Origin of the sequence: Pyxidicoccus xibeiensis (genome assembly GCF_024198175.1) — a bacterium.
Taxonomy (GTDB): Bacteria; Myxococcota; Myxococcia; order Myxococcales; family Myxococcaceae; genus Myxococcus; species Myxococcus xibeiensis.
In genome coordinates this window covers 1-19045 of the sequence record NZ_JAJVKV010000020.1, presented here as the reverse complement: position 1 = coordinate 19045, position 19045 = coordinate 1, and the positions used below count along the sequence as shown (strand labels likewise).

Annotated in this window: 13 protein-coding genes; 6 read left to right on the top strand and 7 right to left on the bottom strand. The window is 70.1% G+C overall.

Going from position 1 to position 19045, the window contains the following annotated elements:
- Positions 1-48: 48 nt before the first annotated feature.
- The 5 genes from LXT23_RS44695 to LXT23_RS44675 form a co-directional block, all read right to left on the bottom strand.
- A complete protein-coding gene (locus LXT23_RS44695; RefSeq protein WP_253986641.1) occupies positions 49-1728 on the bottom strand; it encodes a hypothetical protein in 1680 nt (559 codons plus the stop codon).
- Between the two features lie 163 nt (positions 1729-1891).
- The gene (locus LXT23_RS44690; protein WP_253986640.1) at positions 1892-2485 is read right to left on the bottom strand and encodes an HNH endonuclease; all 594 of its coding nucleotides are present in this window, start codon (positions 2483-2485) and stop codon (positions 1892-1894) included.
- Positions 2482-3879 (bottom strand): L-seryl-tRNA(Sec) selenium transferase, encoded by a 1398-nt coding sequence (gene selA / locus LXT23_RS44685; protein WP_253986639.1) that lies wholly within the window; start codon positions 3877-3879, stop codon positions 2482-2484. The genes LXT23_RS44690 and selA overlap by 4 nt, the downstream gene beginning before the upstream one ends.
- A gap of 139 nt (positions 3880-4018) precedes the next feature.
- A complete protein-coding gene (locus LXT23_RS44680; protein ID WP_002613852.1) occupies positions 4019-4222 on the bottom strand; it encodes a cold-shock protein in 204 nt (67 codons plus the stop codon).
- Between the two features lie 212 nt (positions 4223-4434).
- On the bottom strand, positions 4435-6843 hold the full coding sequence (locus LXT23_RS44675) for a transglycosylase SLT domain-containing protein (protein ID WP_253986638.1): 2409 nt from the start codon (positions 6841-6843) through the stop codon (positions 4435-4437).
- Positions 6844-6950: 107 nt separating this feature from the next.
- Between LXT23_RS44675 and LXT23_RS44670 the strand changes: the two genes are divergently transcribed.
- Positions 6951-9191 carry an ATP-binding protein gene (locus LXT23_RS44670; protein ID WP_253986637.1) on the top strand — a complete coding sequence of 747 codons (2241 nt, stop codon included), beginning with the start codon at positions 6951-6953 and terminating at the stop codon, positions 9189-9191.
- 130 nt (positions 9192-9321) lie between these two features.
- Positions 9322-10002 carry a hypothetical protein gene (locus LXT23_RS44665; protein ID WP_253986636.1) on the top strand — a complete coding sequence of 227 codons (681 nt, stop codon included), beginning with the start codon at positions 9322-9324 and terminating at the stop codon, positions 10000-10002.
- A gap of 123 nt (positions 10003-10125) precedes the next feature.
- Here LXT23_RS44665 and LXT23_RS44660 read toward each other — a convergent pair whose 3' ends face one another.
- Positions 10126-14364 (bottom strand): hypothetical protein, encoded by a 4239-nt coding sequence (locus LXT23_RS44660; RefSeq protein ID WP_253986635.1) that lies wholly within the window; start codon positions 14362-14364, stop codon positions 10126-10128.
- 30 nt (positions 14365-14394) lie between these two features.
- Positions 14395-15231: an exonuclease/endonuclease/phosphatase family protein gene (locus tag LXT23_RS44655; RefSeq protein WP_253986634.1), complete on the bottom strand. Its 837-nt coding sequence runs from the start codon at positions 15229-15231 to the stop codon at positions 14395-14397.
- A gap of 252 nt (positions 15232-15483) precedes the next feature.
- On the opposite strand from LXT23_RS44655, the gene LXT23_RS44650 reads away from it, so the two are divergent.
- The 4 genes from LXT23_RS44650 to LXT23_RS44635 all read left to right on the top strand — a co-directional run.
- Positions 15484-15840 carry a YciI family protein gene (locus LXT23_RS44650; protein WP_253986633.1) on the top strand — a complete coding sequence of 119 codons (357 nt, stop codon included), beginning with the start codon at positions 15484-15486 and terminating at the stop codon, positions 15838-15840.
- Between the two features lie 152 nt (positions 15841-15992).
- Entirely contained in the window at positions 15993-16346 is a 354-nt protein-coding gene (locus LXT23_RS44645; RefSeq protein ID WP_253986632.1) for a PilZ domain-containing protein, read from the top strand.
- A gap of 55 nt (positions 16347-16401) precedes the next feature.
- Entirely contained in the window at positions 16402-17082 is a 681-nt protein-coding gene (locus LXT23_RS44640; protein WP_253986631.1) for a TFIIB-type zinc ribbon-containing protein, read from the top strand.
- Positions 17083-17802: 720 nt separating this feature from the next.
- On the top strand, positions 17803-19045 hold a 1243-nt coding region (locus LXT23_RS44635), incomplete at its 3' end, for a condensation domain-containing protein (RefSeq protein ID WP_253986630.1).

Genomic DNA, 19045 nt, shown 5'->3' with positions numbered 1-19045 from the left:
CTACTGCCCGAGTCGACTCCCCGCCAGTCTGTGACCGTCAGTTGGTGTTCACCTGATGATCACCGTGCAGGCGCAGGGCTGGGTTCCGTCGCACGCGCCGCCCGTCCCCGTCTCGCACTGGAGGCCGAAGCAGCAGGGGCTGTTGGGTGCGCACGCCTGCCCGGCCGCGGAGCAGGTAGCCCCCGCCTCGCAGAGGCCCGAAGTGCTCCCACCCGGGATGCGGCAGCCCAGGCCCGAGCAGCAGTCCGCCGCCGAGGTGCACGTGGTGCCCTGGGGCTGGCAGGCCTGCGGCGCCTGGCATGTCCCGCCGGTGCAGATGCCCGAGCAGCACGCGGCACCGCTCGCGCAGGTCTCACCGTTGGGCTCGCACACCGGGCCGCCATCGACCGTCCCCGCATCCGGACCGGGAGTGCCACCGTCGGAGCCACCGCCCGGGGTGGTGTTCGGACGGCAGGCCCAGGTCAGCTCTCCCACGGCCTTGCACGACGTACCGGCGCAGCACTCCGAGCTGTCCGGGTTGCACTCCGCGCCCACTGGATCACACGTGGGGGCCGGCTGGCAGGTGAAGCCAGCGTCCCCCCCGGGCAGGCAGCGGTTCCCGTTGCAGCACTGGTCGCTGAACTGGCACGTGCTGCCCTGGGCGATGCAGCAGCCCTCCTCACCGGTGTAGCCGGTGGAGCACCCGGTGGGGCACTGGCCGCCGGGGCAGCCACCGAAGCAGCGCGGCACGCCGGACGAGTCCACCTTGCAGACGGCCTTCTGGCCGTCACAGCAGGCCTCGCGCGCGTTGACGTCGATGATGCCGCCGTCGGGCAGGCTGCCGGAGCCGCAGATGTTGCCCACGGGGTTGCAGCCATTGGGCTTGTCGCAGCGGTTCTCCCGGCAGTCCACCGCGTTGGAGACCTTCTCCCCGCCGCAGCACACGCCGTCGGAGGTGCAATAGTTGCCCGTGGGCCGGCAGCCGCTCACCGGCTGGCACACCGTCGCGCCGAAGCCCAGGTCCACGCAGGTGCGCGAGCAGCAGGTGCTGGCGCCCGAGCACGGGTTGCCGTCCTGCACGCAGTTGCCACCGCCCGCGCCGCCCACTGCGAGGCAGCGACCCGGCGTGCCGGTGCCGTTCTGCGAGCAGGACCCGCCGCAGCAGTCCTCGTTCTTCAGGCAGATGTCGTCATTGGCCTGGCACGAGTACGCCGGCTTGCAGATGCCGCCCTGGCAGTTGGTGGAGCAGCAGTCGCCATCCACGCCGCAGGCCTGGCCCGGCACCTTGCAGGACGAGGTTCCCGCGGGCAGCGCCGCGCACTTGCCGTCGCCACCGCAGAGCTTCGTGCAGCACTCCTCCGCGCTGGCGCAGGTGCCGCCCACGTCCAGGCACTGCTGGGTGGAGCACGTCCCCCCGAGGCAGCTCTGCGTGCAGCACTCGATGCCGCTGGCGCAGGCCTCGCCGGCCGGCGTGCACTGCTCGCCCGGCTCGGGACACGTCCCCTGCTCCGAGCAGATGCCCGTACAGCACGCGGCGCCCGTGTCCCGGCTACAGCCCGCCCCCACGTCCAGGCACTGCGAGCCCGGCCCGCCGTCCGGCAGCTCCGTCCCCGAGTCCGAGCCCGCGTCGTTGCCGACACCGGCGTCATCCCCCGGTGGGTTCACGGGAGGCACGTCGTCGTCGTCACACCCTGAAACGGACAAGGCCAGGGCCAGGCCCATCAGGACCAGCCAGCGGTTCGCCTTCATCTGGAGACTCCCCTCCCGGGACGGCGCAGTCCGCGCGGGGAGCGGTGGAGCGTGCCGGGCAAACGCGCTGCGGAGGTCGAGCGCGTGACGAATGGACCCGGCCCACCCCGGCACCGGCCACGCACTTCGTCACGGAGTCATCCGCCAGCAGGCGGCGCTTCCACTACTCGTCCAGAAGTTCGACGTTCCAGTACGAGGCATCCGCCAGGTGCAGGAAGGGCAACCACTCCCGGTACGTCACCTTGCGCGTCGCGCCACGGAACAGGGGCGTCCAGCGGGGACGGACGGGCTTCTTGAGCAGCTTCATGTCTGCCTGCTCCGGTGTGCGTCCGCCCTTCTTCAGGTTGCAGGGGACACAGGAGCAGACGACGTTCTCCCAGGTCGTCTTCCCTCCCTGCGAGCGCGGCATCACATGGTCCAGGTTCAGGTCGCTGCGGGCCAGGTTCTTCCCGCAGTACTGGCAGGTGTCGTTGTCGCGCGCGTAGATGTTCAGCCGTGAGAAGCGCACCCGACCGCGGGGCAGGTGGTCATACGCGCTGAGGACGAGGACGCGCGGCACACGGATGGTGCGGTTGATGGTGGTGATGCAGTCCTGGGTGGCGCTCAGGGCCGCCCAGTCGTCGAACTCGTACAGGCGGTACTGCGCGTCGATGGCCTTGGCCACGCCCTGGTACAGCAGCGAGAAAGCCCGCTTCACCGAGGTCACATGCACCGGTTGGTAGTACCGGTTGAGGACGAGGACGGCGCTGTCGATCATGGCGGGTTCCCTGGAATGGCGGCCGCGACGGCAGCCGCGACGACCTTGAGCTCCTCCTCAGAGAGACAGCGGACGTCGAGGACCCCCTCGCCATCCGACAGCCTGCCAATAACCGGCTCGTCCCCATTTCGCAGGCGGTCGAGGAATGTTTCCGGCCCCCGTAGGGTGAGGATGCATGCGGAGGAAGGCAACCGGCTCAGCGGCATGGCGCCCCCTCCCACCTGTCCCACCACGCCCTCCACCCGGGCACTCACGCCCCGCTCGGCAAGCAGCCCCTGGAGGCGTACGGCCCGGGCTCTCAGCTCGTCGGGTCGCTGGGTGAGCAGCCTGTACGTGGGCACGGCCTCTGGCCTGCCGTCCCGGTACAGCTCCAGGGTGGCCTCCAGCGCGGCCACCGTCATCTTGTCCACGCGCAGCGCGCGCGTGAGCGGGTGGGCCTTGATGCGCGCCAGCAGCTCCGCGCGCCCCACCACGATTCCCGCCTGCGGACCTCCCAACAGCTTGTCGCCCGAGAAGGCGATGACATCCGCCCCCGCCGCCACCGACTGCGGCACCGTGGGCTCCTTCGACAGCCCCTCCCCTTCCAGCGGCACCAGCGCGCCCGAGCCCAGGTCCTGGAACACCGGCACCCCACGCGCGCGGCCCAGCTTCGCCAGCTCGGCGATGTCCACCTCTTCGGTGAAGCCGACCAGCGCGAAGTTGGAGCGGTGCACCTTCACCAGCAGGCCCGTGTCCGGGCCCACCGCGGCGGCATAGTCCGCCAGGCGCGTGCGGTTGGTGGTGCCCACCTCCACCAGCTTCGCACCGGACTGACGCATCACGTCCGGCACCCGGAAGCCGCCGCCAATCTCCACCAGCTCGCCCCGCGACACCACGCCCTCGCGGCCCGCCGCGAGCGCCGCCAGCACGAGCAGCGCCGCGCCCGCGCAGTTGTTGACGACGAGCGCGTCCTCCGCGCCGGTGAGCGTGCGCAGCAGGCCGACGAGGGGCGCGTAGCGGCTGCCCCGCTCGCCCTCGTCCAGGTCGTACTCGAGGTTGGAGTAGCCCCGAGCCACCGCCGCCACGCGGGCCACCGCCTCCGGGGCCAGCGGCGCACGCCCCAGGTTGGTGTGCAGCACCACGCCCGTGGCGTTGTGCACCGGCCGCAGGTTCGGCGTCGCCAGCGAGGCCAGCGCCTGGCCCACGTCGGCGTCCTCGAAAGGCCGCGCCTCGCCACGAAGGAGCCGGGCCCTCACCCGCTCGACGGCCAGCCGGAGCGCGGCCACGGCCCGGGCCCGGGGCACACCGGCCAGCAGCGGCTCCAGCGAGGGGCGGCGCAGCAGCTGCTCGATGGAGGGCAGCGCGCGCAGCAGCGCGTTCTTTCCCCCATCCGTGTCGTTCGACGCCGCGCCCACACCCGGAGTCTAGGGGACCCGCCGGGCGAGCGCCAAGTCACCGTCCGGGGACGGGAGCGTCAAGAAAAGGAAAAGGCCCAGCCTCCCGAGGGAGACTGAGCCTTCGTGCCGAGACGCGTCGTGCGCGCTCAGCGGGTCATCAGACCGGGCGAACGTTCTGAGCCTGGAGCCCCTTGGGGCCGCGGGCCACATCGAACTCCACCTTCTGGCCTTCCTGCAGGGAGCGGAAGCCCTGGGTCTGGATCGCAGTGTGGTGGCAGAAGAGGTCCTCGCCCCCGCCGTCCTGCGTGATGAACCCAAAGCCCTTCGCGTCGTTGAACCACTTCACGGTACCAGTCGCCATTACTCTTCTCTTCTTCTTTCTCTTCCAGCCTCATGAATTGAGCTGGATGCCACGCCGTGTGAAGGTTTGGCCCCTGCCGTGTGACACGTTTCCACGCGGTTGCATAGGGGGTTACACCATCCCAGGTGCCCTTTTTTGTCAGGACGCTGACATAACACGGGGTCAGGGCACCCCATTCCGTTCCAATTCCCCCATTTGAGGGGGCCAGTCCCCTACTTCGCGGCAGCCGTCTTGAGGACGGGCAGCTTGGGCGCCCGCCCGTAGAGGAGCTGGTACGTATTGAAGGAGCGGAGCACGCGCTTGATGTAGCCGCGCGTCTCGGAGATGGGGATCTCCTCCACCCACGCGTCCAGCGGCAGCTCCGGCCGGTCCGCGCGCCACCGGTTCACCGCGCCCGGGCCGGCGTTGTAGCTGCCCACCGCATACGGCGTGTGCCCGTTGAACCGCTTGAGCAGCCCGCCGAGGTAGTGCGCGCCCAGGCGGATGTTCAGGTCCGGCTGGAGCAGGCTGTCCACGCTGAACTTCTTGAGCTTCAGGTCGCGCGCCACGCTCTTCGCGGTGGAGGGCATCAGCTGGGTGAGCCCCAGCGCGCCCGCCCAGGACAGGGCCTTGGGGTCCAGCGCGCTCTCCTCGCGCATCAGCGCCTGGAGCAGGTCCGGCTCCACGCCCGCGTCCGCGGTGTGCTTCTCGATGAGGTCGCGGAAGGCGTTGGGGTACGCCACCTCCCACACCACCCGCGTCTGCGGGGTGATCTTCCCGCTCAGGTCCTTGCGCAGCGCCAGCCGCGCCACCGCGTGGGCGGAGCGCTCGTCGCCCGCCTCGTGCAGCACCAGCACCAGCAGGCGGATGGACTCCGCGGGCTGGTTGGACCGGTTCACCGCGAGCAGCTCGGACGCCACCGCCTCCGTGAAGCCCAGGCGGTACAGCTCCACGCCCGCGCGGAAGTGCGGGTCCTCGCCCATGGGGCCGGCGAACAGCGGCCACGGGCTGGCGGCCTCGGGCACCTTGAAGATCTCCGGGGAGATGCGCTCCAGCCTCGGCGGGTCCACCGTGGCCAGCTGCGAGCGCGCCATCAGCCCGTAGTACGTGGCCGGGTGCTCCACCGCGAGCCTCTCGAACAGCTCCGCCGCGCCCTGGATGTTGCCCTTCTCCTGCAGCGTCCGCGCCCGCCAGTAGCGCGCGCGCTCCACGTCGTAGCTCTCGTCCGCCGTGGCGAACTGCGCCTCGATGCGGTCCAGGAACGACAGGCCGGAGTCCTCGGCGCCCGTGCTGCGCGCAATCCAGTACGCCTTGAAGAGCGCCTCGCCCAGGAAGTCCCCCTGCGGGTAGCGGCGCGCCAGCTCGTCCAGCTTCGCCATCGCCTCCTGGGGACGGCCCGTCTTCACGTAGAGGTCCGCGGCGTAGAAGAGGCCGTCGTCCGCGAAGGAGTGGTCCGGGAACTCGCGCGCCAGCCGCTCGTACGTCTCCGTGCCGCGCGCCTGGTCCACGATGGAGCGCGACGAGCCCAGCACGTACAGCGCCCGCGCGAGCAAGTCCCGGTCCTGGCACTTCTCCACCACCGGCGTCAGCACCTGGATGGCGCGCGTGTGCTGGCGCTCCTTGCGCTGCCCCTTGCCGTAGACGAAGTGCGCGCGGCAGGCGAGCGGGTCCGGCAGCTGCAGCTGCCCCATCAGCGGCTCCAGCACCTCCAGGCCCTGCTTGTTGCGGTGCAGCTCCACCAGGGCCTCGCCCCGACCCACCTTCGCGTCCTGGGGCGGCGTCAGCCCCTTGAGGCGCTTCTCGGCCTGCTTCGCCAGCGGGGACAGCGGGTGGGCGGCCCACAGGCGCCACAGCGCCGCGCGCTCGGCGGCCTTGTCCTTCTTCTCCGCGGCGATGTCGGCGATGGCCATCAGCGCCTCGGCGCCCACGTTGCGGCCCCAGCTGGGGGCGGCGCGCGAGGTGAGCGGCTCCAGCGCGGCCATGGCCCCCGCCGCGTCCTTCTTCTTGCGCAGCACGCGCGACAGGGCCAGCCGGGCGTCCACGTACAGCCGGGACTCGGGTGACACCTGGGACAGCAGCGCGGCGGCCTCGTCGAAGCGGCGCAGCCCCTCCAGCGCCACGCCGCCGTGGGTGAGGCAGCGGTCCTTCAGCGCGGGGTAGTCCGGCGCCAGCGCGGCGAACTCGGCCGCGGCGGCCTCGTCCTCGCCGGCACGCACGGCGGCCAGGGCGCGCAGGTAGCGCACCGGGGCGCTGTCACCCTCGTCCTTCAGCAGGGTGCGGGCGCGGGTGTACTGCCCCTTGTCGAACGCCTCCCGGGCCTCCTTCTTCTTGCCCTCGGCGAAGTAGGGAGCCAGGTCCTCCAGGGCATAGCGGCGCCCGCGGTGCACCACCGGGGCGGGCGGCTCGGCGTTGGGGAAGGCGGGGTTGAGCACCTCCACGTAGCCCTGGGGCAGCGGGGCCTTCTCCGAGTCCGGAGGTGGAGAGAGCTGGGCCTCCGACGGAGCGCTGTCGGGGCGCTGGGCCGGGGCCTCCGAGGCCTCCGACACGGGCGACTCGGACGGGGGCGCCTGGGGGGCGGGAGCCTGCGCGGACACGAGCAGCGCGGAGGCGAGGACGGCGAGCTTGGAGAGATTGGGCTTCATACGCGGGGGCTTGAACCCTGGGAGATGCGCGCGGGCTCGCCCGAGGACAACCGGGAGTGCATGGAAAATTTCCGAACGTGGACACAGGTTAGACTGTCCGCCTGCACATGGACATCCGAACACAGAGCGCTCTGCTGGCTTCCATCATCGGGCTCGCGCTCGGCGTGTCCATGTTGCTGCGCCCCGGCCGCCCCCGGGTGCTGACGCTCTACTCCGTCTTCGCCCTGACAGTCGCCGGGTACTACCTCTCGCTGTTCTTCCACAGCATCTTCCCGGCGGAGACCTACCCCTGGCCGTCGCGCATCGCCCTGGGAGCGACCGTCCTGCTGGCCTCCCTGGTACCAGGCGCCGCGGTGGCCTTCTTCCTGGAGTTCCTGGGCGTCAGCAAGGGAACACATCTGGTCGGCCGGCGGCTCGCCGTGCTGTCCGCCGTGCTGGGGCTGGGCGTGGCCCTCACCCCCCTGGCCGACAAGGTCTGGGCCCGGGTGTCCATGGGCGTGTGGGTGCTGGGGGCCCTGCTGACCTCCGGTTCGTTGCTGGTCCACCGAGTTCGCACGACGGAGTCGCGCATCGAGCAGCTCCGGCTGGCGTACCTGGCCATCGGCGCCGGGGCGGCCATCCTCTTCTCGGCGCTCGACTTCCTGGGGCGCTTCGACATCCCCTTCCCCACGCTGGGGCCGGTCTTCTCCACGCTGTACCTGTTCTTCCTCGCGCAGACGCTCTTGCGGCTGCGGCTGATGGACCTGCACGAGCTCTTGGGGAAGATTGCCTCGCAGTCGGTGCTGGCCGTCATCCTCGCGGCCGTCTTCACGGTGCTCACCGCGTGGGTGGACGAGGACACGGGGCTGTTCGTCTTCAACACGGCGGTGGCGGCGTTCGTCATCCTCATCCTCCTGGACCCGCTGCGGGCCAAGGTGGACGAGATGGTGGTGCGCATCTTCTTCCGCGAGCGCTTCGCGCTGCTCGACTCGCTGGGCTCGCTGCGGGCGCGCATGGCGAACGTCATCGAGATTTCGGAGCTGGCCCGGCTGGTGCTGGACACGCTCCACGAGACGGGGCGCGTGACGCACGCGTCGGTGTACCTCCTGGCGGAGGACCGGCCGGGGTACCGGCTGCTGGACTCGCGGGGCCCACCGCCGGTGGCGTTCCTGGACACGGCGGCGGCGCGCGGCCTGCTGTTCGCGGCGGCCAGCGGGCAGAAGGCGATGCTGCGGGAGAACGTGGAGCGGCGCATCGCCACCATGCGGCTGCAGGCGGTGGAGGGAAAGCGCTACCGCGACGAGCTCAAGCGCCTGAACGACACGCGGGCGGCGCTGGTGCAGGTGAAGGCCGGCATCACCGTGCCGCTGATGGGCAATGACCGGGTCATCGGCTTCCTCAACCTGTGGGACGAGCGGGTGCCGGAGGCGTACGCGTCCGACGAGATCGCCCTCATCCTCGAGGTCGCCGAGCGGCTGGCGACGGTGCTGGAGAACTCGAAGCTGTACGAGAAGATCCGCGAGCGGGACCGGCTGGCGGCGCTGGGTGAGATGGCGGCGGGCCTCGCGCACGAGATTCGCAACCCGCTGGGGGCCATCAAGGGCGCGGCGCAGTGCCTGGACCCGAAGCGGCTGGGGGGTGAGGACGGCGAGTTCCTGGACGTCATCGTCGAGGAGGTCAACCGGCTCAACGGCGTGGTGACGGCGTTCCTCGACTACGCGCGACCGCTGAAGCAGAGCTTCGGGCCCACGGACCTGAACGAGGTGGTGACGCGCACCATGCGCCTCATCCAGAACGACGTGCCCTCGAACATCTCGCTGGCGGTGGAGCTGGACCTGCAGCTGCCCCGGGTGGACGGCGACGCGGAGCAGCTCAAGCAGGTGCTCATCAACCTGGTGCAGAACGCGGTGCAGGCGCTGGGGACGCGCGAGGGGCGGATCACCGTCCGCACGGACAAGCCGGAGCGGTTCGGGGAGATCCGCAACGCGGGCGGTGAGTTCGTGGAGGTGGTCGTCTCCGACACGGGGCCGGGCATTCCGGCGGACCAGCACACCCACATCTTCGTGCCGTTCTTCACGACGAAGCAGAAGGGCACGGGGCTGGGGCTCGCCATCTGCCAGCGCATCGTGAAGAACCACGGTGGCGGCATCTCCGTGCTGAGCAAGGTGGGCGAGGGCTCGTCCTTCGTCATCCGCCTGCCCGCGCTCCCGCCCGAGTTGCCCGCGGAAGGACTGCCCGTGGACGGCACGCCCGTCCCGGCGACGCGGCCATCCCTGTCGCTGCCCGTGCCGGAGGAGCTGCGCGACACGCCCAAGCCGCCGCCGCCCGAGCCGAGCCGCAAGCGCGAGCGGCGGCGACGCGCGGGGTAGTGGCAGGCAGCCCTCTGGGACTTCCGACACTTCGGCTCGGTGAACAGGGGCTGAGACCCGCGCCCAGATGCAGCCTCCCGCCCGGGTTCAGAGCTTCGGCTCAGCGCTGTTCGGGTGATGGGGGGCGTTCATGGGACTGTCGAGAAACGCGAGCCAGAAGGCGGGCCTGGCGCTCGTGTGGAGCCTTGGCCTCTTCCTGGGGCTGGGGTGCGGTGGAGAGTCCGCCCGGCAGGAATCGTCGGCGCCGCTGGAGGCCCAGCAGACGGGGGGCGAGCAGTTCGTCGGGAGTGCCACGACGATCGTCGGCTTCCTCGATCCATTCGGCAACCTGCTCGGCCAGGTCACCTACGTCAAGCAGGTGGTGATCGTGGTCCGGCCGCCCGCGCAGGCAGGAGGCCTGGTGGAAGGCAATCCCTTCAACCTCGCCATCCTTCCCAACCCACCCACGGATGCCAGCTCGGAAGGCGCGCTGAGCCTTCAGTCCGCGGTCGGCTTCTTCGATCCGACGGACGGGCAGGAGTTCCTGTTCCAGTACTGGACCTTCACCCTCAATGGCACCGCGCTTTCCGGAACGCTCACCAACAACCATGCGACCGAGGCGTTGACCCTGAACTTCCTCAATACGCCGCGAGAGCTCGCGCCGGGCATCGTCATCGTGTGGCCGAACGCCATCGCCAACGGTACGACCCTGCAGGGGACCGCCGACGCCAATCAGGTGGCGCTGCGCATCCAGGGCAATGTCGTGAGCGGTGACAGGCCCTTCGTCTCCGACATCACCGCCGTCCGCGTGCTTCCGCAGCCCCAGCCCTGAGGAGCCCTACGCTTCCTCCCAGGACTTCGCGCCCCGGGCTCGTTCGTAGGAGTCGAAGTGGCCCGATGGACGTCGGTCCCCGGGAGCCACCGCCTCGGTGGCTCCCGCGGGGCCGCCCCGGACTCACCACTTCGTCGGGTCGAGCTTGTCGCCAAGCTCCTTCCCGAAGTCCTCGAACGCGCCGCCGAGGCTCTTGAAGGCGCTCTTGATCTGGCTGGAGGAGTAGCCGATGCCCTTCATCGCCTTCTTCAGAGCATCCGGCCCGAGCTTGTACGCGTCCTTCAGCGCCTTGCTGACCTCGTTGACGCCGTAGCCAGCCGCCTTCAGCGCGGCACCCACCGTTTGCGACGTAGCGCCGTAGGCCGCCTTCAGGGCGCTCCCCACGGCGCTCGCCGCGAAGCCCGCCTCCTTGAGCAGCTTCGCTGCCTCGTCCGCCGTGGCGCCGTAGACCGACTTCAAGGCATTGCCCACGTCGTTCACCGTGTAGCCCGCACCCCGCAGCATCTTCGCCGCCTGGTCCGCCGTGACGCCGTAGACCGACTTCAGGGCATTGCCCACGTCGCTCGCCGCATACCCCGCCAGCTTGAGCACCTTCGCGACCTGGTCGTCCGTCGCGCCGTAGGCGCTCTTGAGGCCACGGCTGACCGCGTCGGCCGCATAGCCTGCTGCATGCATCAGGGCCGCGGTCTCCGCGATGGCCAGCCCGAAGGACGTCTTGAGGACCCCGGCCACGTCCGTGACGCCCTGGATGGCCCCGCCGTACACGAGCCGGATCCACTGCTTCGCGTCCTTGCTCAAGTCCCGCAGCTCGCGCTCCACCAGCGAGAGGACCTGCTTCGGCAGCTCGGGCAGGGACGCGGTCTTCACGTCCAGGTCCACCTCCTGAAGCTTCCACTGACGCCCCAGGAACCCGAACTCACCGCGGAACTTCGCCCACAGCTTCGAGCCATCCACGCCCGCATCGAGCTGGCCCTGCACCCCCGTATCGACATGGACCTTGCCGAGCGGCCCCAGGTCCACCGTGCCGATGCCAATGTGCAGCGAGCCGCCAGCGCTCAGCTGCGTCAGGCCCTTGAACTGGCCCCGCAGAGAGTACGTGGAGCCCGGCGTCAGGATGCCGCTGATGTCGAAGGCGAAGCCCTTGCTGCCGACGCTGACGTACGCGCTCCGCGTCATCCCCAGCAGCGTCATGCTCGCATCGATGAGGAAGTGCGGCCCCTTCATCGCCGCATCCGCCACCTCCGGCTGGTTGAACGTCGCCGCGGAGATGCGGGGGCCGCCCTTCCCGTCCGTGGACTCGAGGCAGAAGAGCTTCTCGTTCCCGATGACGATGCGGTCCATCCGCCCGTCCACCACGATGCCCTGGGTGGGCTTCACCAGCACCTTCGCCATCGCCTCGAGGCCCAGCACCTTCAGCCCCGCGTTGAGGAACATCCCCTGCTCGAAGCGCAGGGCGCCGATGGCCGTGTTGTTGGGCGCGAAGTAGAACTGCGGGCTCAGCCGGACGCGGATGCCGCCGGACACCTTCTCCAGCGAGTAGTGCACCATGCGCGCCATGTCGGTGATGAACCACTGCTTCCCCGGCCTGCTCGCCACCAGCAGCACCTGCGAGACGGCGGCCGGCAGGGTGATGCCCTGCGCGGCGAAGGCGGCGGAGACCTCGGCCACCTGCAGGTTGTCCAGGGCCGTGGCCAGCTCCGCGCCCACGGTGAAGTCCTGCGTCCCCACCAGCTCCACCTGGGGCAGCACCGCGTCCACCTCTGACGGCAGCACCTTGCCGGCGAGCGTGTCCACGACGTCCCTGAGCGACAAGTCGCTCAGCGAGCCCGCCAGCATGCTGCGCGTCGGGTCCGTGCTGTCGAAGAAGATGGCCAGCGAGGAGTTGAAGCGGTCCACCGCCAGCGTCGCCGCGATGCCCAGGCTCGGCAGCGCCTCCCAGCTCACGCCCACCACGAGCGCCACGTTGGACAGGGTGAGGCCCGCGAACTCGACCGAGCCCACCATGGAGCCCGACAGGAAGGCGCCGTTGGCGACGAACAGCGTCGTCACGTCGAAGAGGACCGTCCGCCCCTGGATGCGCGTCTCCAGCGCGCCCGTGAGGAACAGGCCCACCTGCCCGTCCTTCATCTGCCCGCCCACCATGCAGCGGAAGGGATGGCCCTGGATGCGCGTGTCGTAGCTGACGTAGAGCCGGCTGTCCTTCGTCGGCTGCTTCCCCACCTGCAGGGTGATACCCAGGCTGGGGTCCAGGCCCAGCAGCTTGCGCAGCAACTCCTGCTCCCGCGACGACGTATCAATCGTCCACCGCGCGTAGGCGTTGAGCCCGGCGATGACGCCGCCCGCCTGGGACGGCAGCTTCAGGTTCCCCGTGCGGAGGATGGGGCTGTTGAAGGCGGCCAGGCTCGGGAGCTGGAAGCCCGGGTCCTCGAACGAGGACACCACGACCATGAGCTGGTCCATCCGGAACAGGTCCTCGAAGGGCTTCAGCCCGCCCAGTCCCGGCAGCGCGGACAGCCGCAGCGCAGACAGGTCGATGCCGGCCGCGAAGCCCCACTTGTTGCTCACGCGCCGGGCCTCGAAGGCCAGCGTCCCCACGTGCTCCATCGTCGTCGCATAGCGGAAGACGAGGTTGGAGCCCGCGTGTTGGATGAGCACGCTGCCGTCGGTCAGCTCCAGGTCGAAGTCCCCGGGCAGCGACACGTCCTGGTTGGCCAGCTTGCCCACCAGCTCCATGAGCCGGACATCCGGCAGCTCCGCGCGGACGACGAAGTCCCCCGGCGTCTGCCATGCGCAGTCCAGCCGCAGGTCATCGCCCAGCGCGATGGCGCCGCTGAAGCTGCCGGTGGACGTGCCTCCCGCCGCCCTGCCCGCGGTCAGCCGCACGTCCGACACGGTCAGCGGCACGGGCCCCAGGTCCAGCGACCACGACGGCGTCTGTGCCATGGCGGCGGCGATGGAGAAATCACCCGCCTTGCTCATGCCCACCTGCAGCGAGTCCACCTTCAGGTCCGGCACGCCGGGCAGGCCCAGGTGCTCGGTCAGCCGGGCCAGCGGAAGCGTCGCGCCCTGCGTCAGGCGGGCCGTGGCGGCGACCTCGGGCAGGTCGAGCGTCGCCTCGAAGGGCACGTCGAAGAGCTGCGCGCCGCCGCCCAGGGTGACGGCGAGGTTCCGCTGCGGGCCGAAGGGCTGGACGATGCTGAAGCTGGCGAACAGCCGCTGCAGCTCCAGCCCCGGGAGCACCTTCGTCTCCAGCTCGGACATGCCGATGGTGAGCCCCACGCTCTGCACGCGCAGGCCCTGTCCCAGCCCCACGGTGACGGCCTCCAGGGACAGCGCGCTCAGCGCCCCGAGCCCCTGCTGCACGTCGTCGGGAAGCTGCGCGGCCAGGTCTCCGCCACCCGCCAGGTCGAGCAGCTGCTCCAGCTTGCCGAAGCGGACGCCGTCGAACTGCCCGAAGAGCATCAGGCTGGTGAGCGAGCCGAGGCCGGCCGCCGTCAGGTCCAGCGACAGGCCCGCGCTGGGCACCTCCAGCTTCGCGGCGGCGGCGCAGCGCTGCGGGTAGCGGTGGTTCGCATCCGCCCAGGCCTGGGTGACGGGACAGTAGATGCGCAGGCCCACGTCATGGAACCGCAGCGCTTCGCCCAGGGACGCGTCCACCCCGAGGTCCGCGGACAGGTGGATGCCGGGAACGAGCTGGGCCAGCTGCCAGGGGAACTTGATGGAGGGCGTCGCCGGAGGCGGCAGCGTCACCTCGCCCGGCTTCGGCACCAGGATGGGGCCATACAGCACCTGCGTCCCACCACCGCTGATGACGGTGCCCAGCAGGCCGAGCACGCCGCTCGGCTTGCAGTGGGACACGAAGTTGAACCCCGCCCGCAGGGGAGCCCCCGTCACCGGGTCCCTGCCCTGTGCGGCGGTCGTCAGCACGAAGGCCGCGTCCGACAGCGCGAGCGAATCCAGCAGGTGCGGCGCGGGGGCCTGCGCCACGCCCGGCGCCGGCTTGGTCAGGCTGACGCCCGCGTGCAGGGGCGGCAGCGAGGGAAAGCTGTTGCTGAAGCGCCAGGCATTGGGACCTGGCGTGCCGGCAATCAGCGTGAAGCGCGCCGTCACCACGGGGCCCTCGGGGCCTGCCTCGGCGGTGACCGTCACCGGCAGGTCCGCCATCTGCAACAGGCTGGCGGTGCCGGTGACGGTGACGATGCCGTCGCCGACCTGCCGCGTGGCGTTCTGGATGACGATGGAGACCCCGTCCGTCAGCCGGGTGAGCTGGTCACCCAGCACGTCGCCGGCGGCGGAATGGGCATCGAGGGTGACGGTGGTGCCGCTCAGTGGCAGGAAGGAAGTGACGTCCAGGACTCGCATGGGATGGCTCCTCGGATGCGCGGTGGGGGCTCAGAACGTCACGGTGATTCCGGCATGGTCCGAGCCATGGGCCACCCGCGTCTGGACGAACACCTGCGTGCTGGCGTCGGTGATGGCGGCGTCACTCACCACCCAGAAGTCGTAGGGATGGACGTTGGTCGTGTTGACGTAGCTGCCGTTGGCCGCGACGGTGGCACGGGCATGGAAGAACTCGTCGGAGCCTCGCGGCCGCTTCCGCGTGCGCGGCTCGAGGTTGAAGTCACCGCCGATGACGACCGTGGCGTCCGTGTAGTTGCCGCCGATGGCGTTCCGGGCCCGGGTGGCCATGACGTTGAGGCTCTCGAACGCCGCGGTCTTGTTCCCCAGGTTGTACATGTTGTGCATGAACGCGATGACGTAGCGCCTGCCAGTGGTGGCGCTCGCGCCCGCGATGTAGGCGAGACCGCGGGTGTCCGCGCCCATCGCGACCCCGGTGGGGAGAGGAAGGACCTGGGTGGCGGCGGCTCCGGGTGCCGCGTTGTGGGGTGCCCAGGAGCGATTCATCGGGTCCCAAAGCACGCGGCCGACGTGCGCGACAGGGAACGAGAAGTCGTCCCAGGCGATGGCGATGAACTCCTGGCGGCCCAGCAAGGTGGTTCCCACCTCGATGACGTGCATCCGGGTCAGGCCGGCGTCCAGCGCCTGGGCGATGAGCGGCAGATTGGCCTGCGTGGCCGCGCCCGCGTACAGCACCTCGGTGAAGCCCGCCGCCCAGTAGTTCGCGCCGGTGATGCCATTGATGGCCCCCAGCGCGGCGGTGAAGGTCGCGTTGCGGACGGGGGTCCTTCCGCCGTAATCGAGCATGTTCTGGTGGAAGATGCGGATCATGTGCGCTCCGGTGTCAGGGTCGTACCCGACGCACCTGGAATGCACGTCGCGGACCGCCGCTCGGGCTCACGCTTCCCTGCGACGTTCTCCCGGGACGCAACCGGAGCACGCGTCTGCCTGGAACGCCGCTGCGTCTGCGTGGAACGCGGGCCGGGTCGCGACCCGGCATTTCCACCTCCGACCACTCCCCGCCTGTCTCTGGAAAGAGCTGGCAACCCATGAGATAGGGTGACCCACGAAGGGAGAGGCGTGATGGATTACATGCTGCTGGTCATCGAGAATGCCGCGGAGCGAAGGGCTCGGTCGGTGGACGTCGGGTATGGGCTCATGGAGCGGATGAACCGCTTCAACGAAGACCTGAAGGCGCGTGGCATCTGCAAGGCCAGCGACTCGCTCGGGCCCGATGCCAGGGGCGTGCGGATCGAGGCCCGCGGCGGCAAGCCCGTCGTCAGCGACGGCCCCTTCACCGAAGCCAAGGAGATTGTCGGAGGCTTCTTCCTCCTGAGCTGTGAGAGCCGGGAGCAGGCGCTCGCCATCGCCCGGGAATGTCCCGCCGCCGAGTGGGCCACCGTCGAGCTGCGCGAAGTCGGCCCCTGTCACGGCGGCTGACGTCCGGGCCCTCCGCATCCATCGCCGGGCTGGCCCCACAGGGCAGGAGCAGTGTCGACCGGGCATCACCCGCCGTTCCTGAGTCACGAATCCAACTATCGGGTTCTCAGAAACGAGTCGGCACGGAAGGGGTCCAGTCATCATTTCCGTCCATGTCCACCGCACACGCGCAGAGTGACCGTCGTTCCTTTCCGCGCCTCAAGGCTCCGCTGTACTCGCGGCCGGCGCGGCTGTACTTCGGTGCGAAGCAGCAGGTCCTGGACGTGAGCCGGGGCGGCGCTCGCATCTACTCCGACGAGCCTCACGCGGAGGGCAGCCTGCTGGAGCTGGAGCTGTTCCTCGCGGATGGCAGCTCGCTGGAGTGCATCGCGCGCGTGGTGTGGACGACGAAGCTTCCCCGGGGAGCCGTCGCCCGCTACGAGGTGGGGCTGGCCTTCGTGGAGGCGCCGCCCGCCGTGTTGACGCGGCTCCAGCCCCTGCTCGTCTCCGACGCGCTGGACGGCTGAGGTCCGGGGCGCCGCTGGACGTCGGGCGGCCGCGAATTTCGGTAATCTCGCGCGCATGAGCGCGTGTCCCTTCTGCCAGACGACGATGCGGTCCACGTTCCTGGGCGGCCTGCCGCGAGAGGAGTGCGGCGGCTGCGGCTCCGTCTGGTTCGAGGGCGAAGCGCTGGCGAAGGTGATGGGCGGCTCCATCTCGGATGCGCTGGTGCGGCGTGCGAAGGGCCATCCCGGCGTCTGCAAGGGCTGCCACGCGAAGCTCCAGTACGTACCGAGCTGCCCTGACTGCGGAACGTCGGCCCCCACGTGTCCCCGCTGCGGCCATGCGCCGCTTCCCGTGGTGGAGGCGCTCGGCGTCACCGTGGAGGTGTGCTCCGACTGTGCGGGCGTGGCGCTGGACCCGGGTGAGCTGCAGCAGCTCCAGCAGGCCGCGGAGGCGCACCGCAACGAGCCCCTGGATGTGCGGCCCAGGCTGCGGCTCGGCACGAGGCCGGGGTGCGCCGCCTGCAAGCGCAACGTCAAGCCGAAGTACGGCTTCGTCTTCGAGGAGCGGCTCTACTGCGGGAGCTGCGCCCCCGAGGGCTCGGTGCCCTTCTCAGACGAGCTGTCCCGGGCCGAGCCCAGCGCCGAGTTCTCCACGCCGCACCACTCCGGCTACACCGCCGCGATTGCAACCACCGCCACGGGCGATGCCACCGGCTCCGCCCTGCTGTGGCTCTTCAACCGCGTCTTCGGTCGCTGAGGGCCGCGGCGCCTCCTGGCCGCAACTCCGCGAGGAGCGGACGGGTGGGACATCTCCTCACCTCCGAGTCTCCTCCGTGCGGGTTTCTGTGCCCCGAGTCGTATCCGACATCGGCTCCTTCTGACCGACGGAATCCCGTCAGCCGGGAGATTTCCGCATCCATCGACATGCGACAGCCCGGCGTGTTAGCCAGTTTGCGCTGGGATGTAAGGATCCGCGGATGTGGGTCGCGAGGGACCGCGCACTCAATGGTCAAAAGTGAACTCGCTCGGGCAGGCCGTGAGTTGGGAAGTCGCGGGAGGCGGAAGCGGAACGTGTGCGCGCGATCAGGCTGATACCGGAGTGCCCCAGGCAGGCGGCCCTGCTCCACCGTCGGCGAAGTCCCCGCCCGAAGGTGCAAGCCGAGAGGGTGCCGCCCCTGGCCTGAAGTGACGTCGTCGCGTCCCCCGCTCGAGCAGCTGCGCGGTCCTCCGCGCGCTCGCACTTCTCAGAGGATTTCTCTCCTGTGTCCGTCACCTTTGGAATCCGTCTTTCTGCCCGCCCCCTTTCCGCTCGCATCGAGAGCGACCGACGGAGCGGGCGCTGCCTGCACGTGCGGTGCTCCGGCGGGAGAGTGAACCACCGGATGCAGTCCACCACCTCGAATCCCTGCCGACATGCGGAGCAGGCGGTTTCATGCCCCCGGGTCTTCCGACCCGCGCCGGGGCTGCTGGAGTTCGTATGAGCAGCGGCAAGAAGAACCTCGACAAGCTGACCCCGAAGCAGCGCGCGCTCTACGAGCTGCTGCTCAAGGAGAAGAAGGGGCAGCTGCAGGAGGCTTCCACCAAGGACGTCGAGCGCACCATCCCGAAGCGACAGGGCCCGGGCCCTGCGCCGGCGTCCTTCCCTCAGCAGCGGCTGTGGGTGGTGGACCAGCTCGAGGGTGGGCGGGCGTTCGCCTACAACGTGCACATCACGGTGCAGTTCACCGGCGTGCTGGACATCGCGCTGCTGGAGCGGTGCGTGAATGGCGTGGTGCGCCGGCATGAGTCGCTGCGCACCGTCTTCGCCGCGCGCGACGACGGCATGCCCGTGCAGGTGGTGCTGCCGGAGCTGACGCTGCACGTGCCGGTGGAGGACCTCTCGCACCTGCCCAAGGAGGCGCAGGACGCCGAGGTGGAAACGCGCACCAGCGAGGAGTCCCAGCGCCTCTTCGATTTGGCACGCGGGCCGCTGCTCCGCGGCAAGGTGCTGCGGCTGGGGCCGGACAACCACGTGGCGCTCGTCACCATGCACCACCTGGTGACCGACCGGTGGTCCTTGGGCGTCTTCGTGCGCGAGCTGATGGCGCTCTACGCGGCGGAAGTCACCGGCCAGGCCGCGGAGCTGCCGGAGCTGGCGATTCAGTACTCGGACTTCGCCGAGTGGCAGCGCGAGCGCATGCAGGGCGAAAGGCTGCGCACGGAGCTGGACTTCTGGAAGCAGCACCTGCGCACGCTGCCCTCGCCGCTGGAGCTGCCCACCGACCGGCCGCGCCCGCCGGAGCAGACGTACCGGGGCTCGCGCCAGTTCGTCACCCTGCCGGTGGCGCTGACGCGGGCGCTGAAGCAGGTCAGTCAGCAGGAGGGCGCCACCCTCTTCATGACGCTGCTGAGTGCCTTCCAGACGCTGATGCACCGGCACTCGGGGCAGACGGACATCACCGTCGGCTCGCCCATTGCCGGCCGCGGCGTGCCCGAGGTGGAGGCCCTCATCGGCTTCTTCGTCAACACGCTGGTGCTGCGCAATGACCTGGACGGCAACCCCACCTTCCGCGAGCTCTTGCGGCGGGCGAAGGCCGTCTGCATGGCGGCGTACGCGCACCAGGAGCTGCCCTTCGAGAAGCTGGTGGAGGAGCTGCAGCCGCCGCGCGACTTGAGCCGTCACCCCCTCTTCCAGGTGATGTTCAGCTTCCAGAATACCCCTCGGCAGGACCTCTCCATGC

What these genes read in the sequence shown, in the direction of transcription:
- LXT23_RS44695 (WP_253986641.1), bottom strand. Translation starts at nt 1,728, where the DNA reads ATGAAGGCGAACCGCTGGCTGGTCCTGATGGGCCTGGCCCTGGCCTTG.
- LXT23_RS44665 (WP_253986636.1), top strand. Translation starts at nt 9,322, where the DNA reads ATGGGACTGTCGAGAAACGCGAGCCAGAAGGCGGGCCTGGCGCTCGTG.
- LXT23_RS44690 (WP_253986640.1), bottom strand. Translation starts at nt 2,485, where the DNA reads ATGATCGACAGCGCCGTCCTCGTCCTCAACCGGTACTACCAACCGGTG.
- LXT23_RS44640 (WP_253986631.1), top strand. Translation starts at nt 16,402, where the DNA reads ATGAGCGCGTGTCCCTTCTGCCAGACGACGATGCGGTCCACGTTCCTG.
- LXT23_RS44650 (WP_253986633.1), top strand. Translation starts at nt 15,484, where the DNA reads ATGGATTACATGCTGCTGGTCATCGAGAATGCCGCGGAGCGAAGGGCT.
- LXT23_RS44645 (WP_253986632.1), top strand. Translation starts at nt 15,993, where the DNA reads ATGTCCACCGCACACGCGCAGAGTGACCGTCGTTCCTTTCCGCGCCTC.
- LXT23_RS44655 (WP_253986634.1), bottom strand. Translation starts at nt 15,231, where the DNA reads ATGATCCGCATCTTCCACCAGAACATGCTCGATTACGGCGGAAGGACC.
- LXT23_RS44680 (WP_002613852.1), bottom strand. Translation starts at nt 4,222, where the DNA reads ATGGCGACTGGTACCGTGAAGTGGTTCAACGACGCGAAGGGCTTTGGG.
- LXT23_RS44660 (WP_253986635.1), bottom strand. Translation starts at nt 14,364, where the DNA reads ATGCGAGTCCTGGACGTCACTTCCTTCCTGCCACTGAGCGGCACCACC.
- LXT23_RS44670 (WP_253986637.1), top strand. Translation starts at nt 6,951, where the DNA reads ATGGACATCCGAACACAGAGCGCTCTGCTGGCTTCCATCATCGGGCTC.
- LXT23_RS44675 (WP_253986638.1), bottom strand. Translation starts at nt 6,843, where the DNA reads ATGAAGCCCAATCTCTCCAAGCTCGCCGTCCTCGCCTCCGCGCTGCTC.